Source organism: Rhodococcus sp. P3_B8, from assembly GCF_056402775.1.
Window position 1 is genome coordinate 109509 of the sequence record NZ_JBFUGT010000006.1, and the last position, 6628, is coordinate 116136.

At 65.5% G+C, this 6628-nt stretch carries 4 protein-coding genes; 2 read left to right on the top strand and 2 right to left on the bottom strand.

Translation table 11 applies throughout. The features are described 5' to 3' along the window. Positions 1-3: 3 nt before the first annotated feature. Positions 4-1509, bottom strand: a complete 1506-nt coding sequence (locus AC1D1G_RS04950; protein ID WP_283336486.1) for an APC family permease — start codon at positions 1507-1509, stop codon at positions 4-6. Between the two features lie 127 nt (positions 1510-1636). Here AC1D1G_RS04950 and AC1D1G_RS04955 point away from each other — a divergent pair, with 127 nt between their 5' ends. Both AC1D1G_RS04955 and AC1D1G_RS04960 read left to right on the top strand, forming a co-directional pair. After that, the gene (locus AC1D1G_RS04955) at positions 1637-2254 is read left to right on the top strand and encodes a TetR/AcrR family transcriptional regulator (RefSeq protein WP_283354554.1); all 618 of its coding nucleotides are present in this window, start codon (positions 1637-1639) and stop codon (positions 2252-2254) included. A 238-nt stretch (positions 2255-2492) separates the two neighbouring features. Beyond that, entirely contained in the window at positions 2493-5750 is a 3258-nt protein-coding gene (locus tag AC1D1G_RS04960; RefSeq protein ID WP_477951400.1) for a protein kinase domain-containing protein, read from the top strand. Positions 5751-5906: 156 nt separating this feature from the next. Here the strand turns inward: AC1D1G_RS04960 and AC1D1G_RS04965 are convergent, their stop codons facing one another. Then, positions 5907-6626, bottom strand: coding sequence for a TauD/TfdA dioxygenase family protein (locus tag AC1D1G_RS04965; protein WP_477951401.1), 720 nt, complete (start codon positions 6624-6626; stop codon positions 5907-5909). Between the last annotated feature and the right edge of the window lie 2 nt (positions 6627-6628).

Here is a 6628-nt window from a genome sequence, read left to right on the forward strand (position 1 = left end):
GGTTCAGTCCTCTGTGACGGTCAGTTCGGTGACGGCGGTGCGGCCGTCTCGGAAGAAGCGGCGGAAACGGGTGCGGACGAGCAGCATCACCACGGCGCCGACGGCGATCGAGCCCACACCGAGCAGGAACACCCCGCCGATGCCGTGGAACGAGGTCGCCCCGTAGCCCGGGTCGAGCATGTCGTGGGCGCTGCGCGCGAAGGCGGCGAGCATGATCGTCCCGCCCAGTGCGGGCAGGATTCCCCGGAGGAACAGGTCGCGCGGCGAGTCGGTCAGGCGGTGGCGGAAGTACCAGACACAGGCGAGACCGGTGACGCCGTAGTAGAACGCGATGAGCAGTCCGATCGAAAGGATCGCGTCGCCGAGGAAGTTGCCGGAGACGAGCGTGAGGACGGTCAGCAGGACCGCGGCGGTCGCACCGAAGAACACGGTGGCGAACGCGGGCGTGCGGTAGGTGGGGTGGATTCGGGTGAAGGCGCGGGGCAGTGCGCCGTGGGCGCCCATGGAGAGGGTGGCGCGTGAGCTGCCGATGACACACGTGAGCAGCGCCGAGATCGCCGACACGCAGATGGCGAGTTCGACCACCTTCGACAGGCCCGCGCCGAGTACCGGCGGCCCGAGCGTGGCGAGTACGTCCCCCGCGTTGTCGGGATTGCCCAGGCCCAGCCCGTCGGTGCCGATGCCGGCGAAGCTGATCGCGGCGAATCCGGTGAACAGATACGTGCCCAGCAGGACGAGGGTGGAGATCACCGCGGCCTGACCCGGGATGCGGTCGCTGTCACGGGTTTCCTCGTTGACGGTGATCAGCGCGTCCCATCCCCAGTAGATGAACAGGCACAGCAGTACCGCCTCTGCGAAGGGGCCGAAGCCGCCGAACGCGAACGGGTTCAGCCAGGACAGGCTCGGTGCGGAGGCGCCGGTGCGGGCGAACGCGGCCGCTCCGAAGCCGAACAGGGCGACCAGTTGAAGCCCCAGCAGCACGTACTGCACGGACGCGGCGAGTTGCAGCCCGCGGTAGGCGATGGTGGTGACCGCGGCGACGATCAGGACCGCCGTGACGATCACCGCGACGTTGTCGGACGCCAGCGAATCCAGGCCGAGCAGGGTCAGGAGGTACCCGGCTCCGACTCGGGCGAGTGCCGTCATCGCGATGAGGGTCGCGATCTGCACCACCCAGCCGCCGGAGAGCCATCCCGTGTGCGGACCGAACGCGCGGGTGGTCCAGACGAACGTGGTGCCGCAGTCCGGCATCTCCCGGTTCAGCTCGCGAAAAGCGAACGCGGTCAGAAGGATCGGCACGAAACCGAGGAGCAGGGCGGCGGGGGCGAGGTTGCCGACGACCATCGTCACGAAACCGAGCGTGACCGCGATGCTGTAGGCCGGCGCGACCGAGGACAGGCCGAGCGCGACTGCGGCGAGCAGACCCACGGAGCCGCCCCGCAATCCCTTTCCGGTGGGTGCTGGTGGTGGGTCGAGACTCGTCTCGGCGTCGGTGGGATTGGTCGACACGGTGACTCCTGAGATCGGGACGGATTCTTTAAACAGAAATTTAAGAACAGTGTGATCTACGTGTCAATAGCTGGGCAGGTATTGTCTAAATCTCCATATAGAAACCGGAAAGGATGGAGCGAGAGTCGTGGCACGGAAGAAGGATCAGGGGGCCCGCCGGGCCGAACTCGGTGAGGCCGTCCAGCGGGCGGTGCTCGCCCGCGGACTGGAGGGGGTGCGTCTTCGTGACATCGCGGAGCAGGCCGGGGTCACCCCCGCGGCGGTGCTCTACTACGGCGACCTGGACGCGTTGATCTACGAGACGTATCAGCGGGCCATCGAACGGTTCAGTCAGGAGCGCGAGCGCGTCGCCGACCAGTTCCCCGACGCGCGCGACCGCCTCCGGGCCTGCATCGACCACGGCGTCGCGAGCGGACCGGACGACGAACTGGTCCGGCTGCTGTTCGAATGCTGGCCGAGATCGCTGCGCGACGCCAAGGCGGCGGCCCTGGACAGTTCGCTGACCGAGCGCCAAATCGCCGTCTACTACGGCATTCTCGTCATCGGTCAGACTCAGGGTCACTTCACGCTCACCGACCCGCCGCGCCTGCTCGCAGCGAACTTCGTGGCCATGGAGGACGGCTACCAGATGGAGGTGCTTGCCGGACGTCGCAGCCGTGGCGAGGTGATCGCCAGCCTCCACTCCTACGCGCGCGCGGCCACCGGCCACGATCTGAACGGCCAGGCCGAGTATGGGGAACTGTGAGTAACAGATAGGTTGGGTGCGCGTCGCCAGGCCCGGCCGCCGAGCACCGACAAGGAGCCTCCCATCAAGATCCTGCAGAACGTCTCTTCTCCGGCCTAACGACTGCCAGTGGATTTCGGAGAGGGCGGTGGCGTCCCGGCTCGAGCGTTGCAGCGATATCCTGGTAGGACGTTTTCGTGAGGTGAGCGCCGTGCTGCATCGTCAAGGGTGTCTCGGATCGGGTGAATCGGCGTAGCCGATGGTTGATGCCGATCCGTACCGGACACAGCGCGCGGTGGATGCTTCAGTCACAGCGGAGCTAGCAGCCGCCGGGCTCGAAGACGCCCAGGAAATCGGCCGCGGTGGCTTCGGCGTTGTCTACCGGTGTGTCCAGACTGAGCTGGACCGAACGGTCGCGGTGAAGGTCCTCACCGCCGACATGGAAGCGGAGAACCGGGCACGATTCTTCCGGGAACAGCAGGCAATGGGCAGGTTGACCGGCCACCCGAACATCGTCCCTGTCCTGCAAGCCGGTGCCACCGCCACCGGCCGCCCCTACATCGTCATGCCCTATCACCCGCAGGACTCCTTGCAGGTGCGGATCCGAGACCACGGTCCCCTGCCATTGGGCGACGCGCTGCGGCTCGGAGTAAAGCTGGCTGGCGCGGTGGAGACGGCGCACCGGCTCGGCATCCTGCACCGCGACGTGAAACCGGCGAACATCCTGCTCACCGACTACGGCGAACCCGCGCTGACCGACTTCGGTATCGCGCACATCTCCGGAGGATTCGAGACGACCACCGGCACCGTGACCGGCTCGCCGGCATTCACCGCGCCCGAAGTGATCGCGGGCGATCCGCCGACCTCCAGTTCGGATATCTACGGTCTCGGGGCGACGCTGTTCTGCGCGCTCACCGGCCACGCCGCGTTTGAACGGCGCAGCGGTGAACAGCTGGTTGCCCAGTTCCTGAGGATCACAACACATCCGGTGCCGAATTTACGTGAGCAGGGAATCTCCGCCGACGTGGCGGAAGTGATCGAGCGGGCGATGTCGACGAATCCGGACGACCGCCCGTCCGCCGTCCAGCTCGGCGACGAACTCCGCGAGATCCAGCTCCACCGGGGATTTGCGGTCGACGGAATGGCCGTGCAGGGCGTTACGGGGTCCTCGCCGCGGAAACTGCCGAACTCTGTCGTGCAGCGCCTGACGATGGCGCGCACCGTCGGGGACGTCAAGACGAATATTTGCCTGGAACTCACCAGTTTCGTCGGCCGACGGAACGAGGTGACAGAACTCAAGAACCTGTTGTCGGATTCTCGTTTGGTGTCGCTCACCGGGATCGGTGGTGTGGGGAAGACGCGTCTGGCGTTGCGGGTCGCGACCATCACGCACCGCGATTACGCCGACGGAGTGTGGCTCGTGGAGCTGGGCGAGCTGCGTGACGAGTCGTTGCTCGTCGACATGGTCGCCGCATCTCTCGGATTGGGTGATCACTCGGCCAGGCCGTTGATCGAGGTGCTGGTGGAGTTTCTGGTGCCGCGCGAGCTGTTGCTGGTCTTCGACAACTGCGAGCACATCCTCGGCGGGGCCGCGGGGTTGGCCGAGACGCTGCTGCGGACGTGTCCGGGATTGCGAATCCTCGCCACCAGCCGCGAGCCACTCGGTATCGGCGGGGAATCACTGCTCCGGGTGCCCCCGCTCACTGTCCCCGACCCCGACCGACGGCCCTCCCTGCAGGGGCTGCCCAGCTACGATGCGGTGACCTTGTTCGCCGATCGCGCAGCCGCAGCTGTGCCCGGATTCGAGCTCACCGAGGACAACGGTGTCGCGGTCGCCGGGATCTGCCATCGACTGGACGGATTGCCGCTGCCGATCGAACTGGCGGCGACACGGTTGCGGGCGATGTCGCCCGAGCAGATCCTTGCGCGGCTGACCGACCGTTACACGCTGCTGACCCGCGGCAGCCGAGGCGCACCCTCTCGTCAGCAGACCCTTCGGCTGTGTATCGATTGGAGCTACGATCTGTGCACCCCGCAGGAGCAACAGTTGTGGTCTCGGTTGTCCGTGTTCGCCGGTAGCTTCGAACTCGATGCGGTGGAACAGGTCTGCGGGAATGGCCTGGCATCGTCGGATCCGCTTGACGCCGTGACCTCCCTGGTGGACAAATCGATCGTGATCCGGGTGGAATCCGGCTCGGCCGTGTGCTTTCGGCTGCTCGAGACCCTGCGAGAGTACGGGCATGAGAAGCTCCAGGCCACCGAGGAGTATGTCGAACTGCGTCGACGGCACCGCGACTGGTATGAGCAACTGACCGCCGAGGCTGAAGCCGAGTGGATCAGCTCCCGGCAACTGGACTGGATCGCACGATTCGAGCGAGAACAAGCGAATCTGCGGGAGGCGATGGAGTTCTGCGTGTCCGACAGCCCCAACATCGGACTTCGCATCGCCGCGAGCTTGCTCCCCTTCTGGCTCTCCCGGAGCTTGCTCAGCGAGGGGCGATTCTGGCTGGGCCGCGTCCTTGCACACTTTCCAGCGGAGCCGACCCTGGAGCGAATCAAAGCGGTGTACGCCGGCAGCGTCCTGGCCGAATTGCAGGGCGACCTCTCCGCGGGGGCCGCACTGGTGGAGGAGGGCCGCAGGCTGGCCGAACAGACAACCGACGCGGTGAGCCACGCATACATCGAGTACGCGGACGGCCTTCTCGCCCTTTTCAGGGGTGATCCCACTCGCGCCTGCGCGCGACTGGAAAGCGCCGGCACCGTTTTCGGCACACAGGAGGACGTTTCACACGTCGGGGTGCTGCACCGGCTGGGGATGGCCTACGAACAACTCGGCGAATCCCAGCGGGCGAGTGACTGTTACGAACAGATCGTCGCGATCACACAGGCGCACGGTGAATCGATGTACCAGTCGTTCGCGCTCTGGGCCATGGGTGACGCGGTGTGGCGCCATGGTGATACCGATCGGGCAGTTCGGCTACTCGAACAGTCACTGCACTTGACCAGGCGGGTGAATACCCCGCGCACCGCCATCGCGTGCCTCGAGACACTGGGCTCGATCGCCGCCGAAGCGCATGACGCGCGACGCGCGGTCATCCTGATGGCGGCCGCCGACGAACTCGGACGCACCGTGGGCAGCCCCACGGTGGGGTTCCCCCAATTACTCGTCTCCCGCGAGGAGTCCGAACAGAATGCCTATGGAGCGCTCGGCAAGAGCTCCATGGAGGCGGCGCGCCGAGAGGGTCGGCGCTTGGGCTTTGACGCCGCCATCGCCTATGCCCTCGGCGAACGGCTCCCGGACGCCACGTCGGATACCTCAGTGAAACTGACCAAACGTGAACGGCAGGTCGCCGAACTGATCGCCGCCGAAGGCCTGACCAACAGGGCGATCGCCGCCCGACTGGTGATATCGCCCCGCACTGCGCAAGGTCACGTGGAGCATGTACTGACCAAACTCGGTTTCACCTCCCGCGCGCAGATCGCAGCGTGGGTCGTCGAGCAGGACCGGCAACCATGACACACGAAATGAATGAAGACGGAGACGGGGATTTCCTCGATCCCCTGCCCCGGTAGATATTCTGCAGTTGCGGATCTATCTATCCGCGCCAAAGCGAGGAAGGGATGAGTGCTGCTGGGCGACCGGTAATCTGGTCGCCCAGCAGGCCACCGGGTGTCAGGCCGGGCGGTCGCCTCTGAGGGTGACGCGGTGCATGCGCCTGTAGTGCGGGTGATAGTCGCCGACCGCGTAGTGTTGCGTCGACCGGTTGTCCCAGATCACGAGGGAGTTCGGTTCCCAACGGAATCGGACCTGATATTCCGGGGTCTTGGCGAGGCCCGTGAGCATGTTTCGTAGCGAGTCACTCAGCTGCGGAGGAACCCCCGAGATGCGTGAGGTGAACAACTCGTTGACGTAGACAAGTCTGCGACCGGTTTCTGGATGCTTGCGCACGACGGGATGGGTCATCGGAGGATACTTTCGGCGTGTTTCCTCGTACCGTGCTTCCCCGTCATCTCCTTGGCGGACGACGCCGGTCAGTTCCTTTTCCCAATCGTGCACGGCCTCGAGCCCGTCGATGAGGTTCTTCATCGTCTCCGGTAGCGCGTCATACGCGRCAGTCATGCTCGACCACAGTGTGTCACCACCGCAGGGCGGGATGTCCTGGGCGTGGAGGCAGGTCGCGGAATTTGGAGTCGCCTGCCAGGTCAGATCGGAGTGCCAGACGTCGGTTCCGGCTGCGCGACCGCGAGATTCGAGCACCTCGATGAACGGGTTTCCCGGAAGGGAGGGAAAGAATGCACTTACTTCCTGGGGGTCTCCGAACACCTTCGCGAATCGGAGCTGATCTTCTGGCTCGAGGTGCTGATCGCGAAGAAACAGGACTTCGTGTTCCAGGA

Excerpts from the sequence above, each read along its gene's own strand:
- AC1D1G_RS04960 (WP_477951400.1), top strand. The coding sequence starts at position 2,493 with ATGGTTGATGCCGATCCGTACCGGACACAGCGCGCGGTGGATGCTTCA.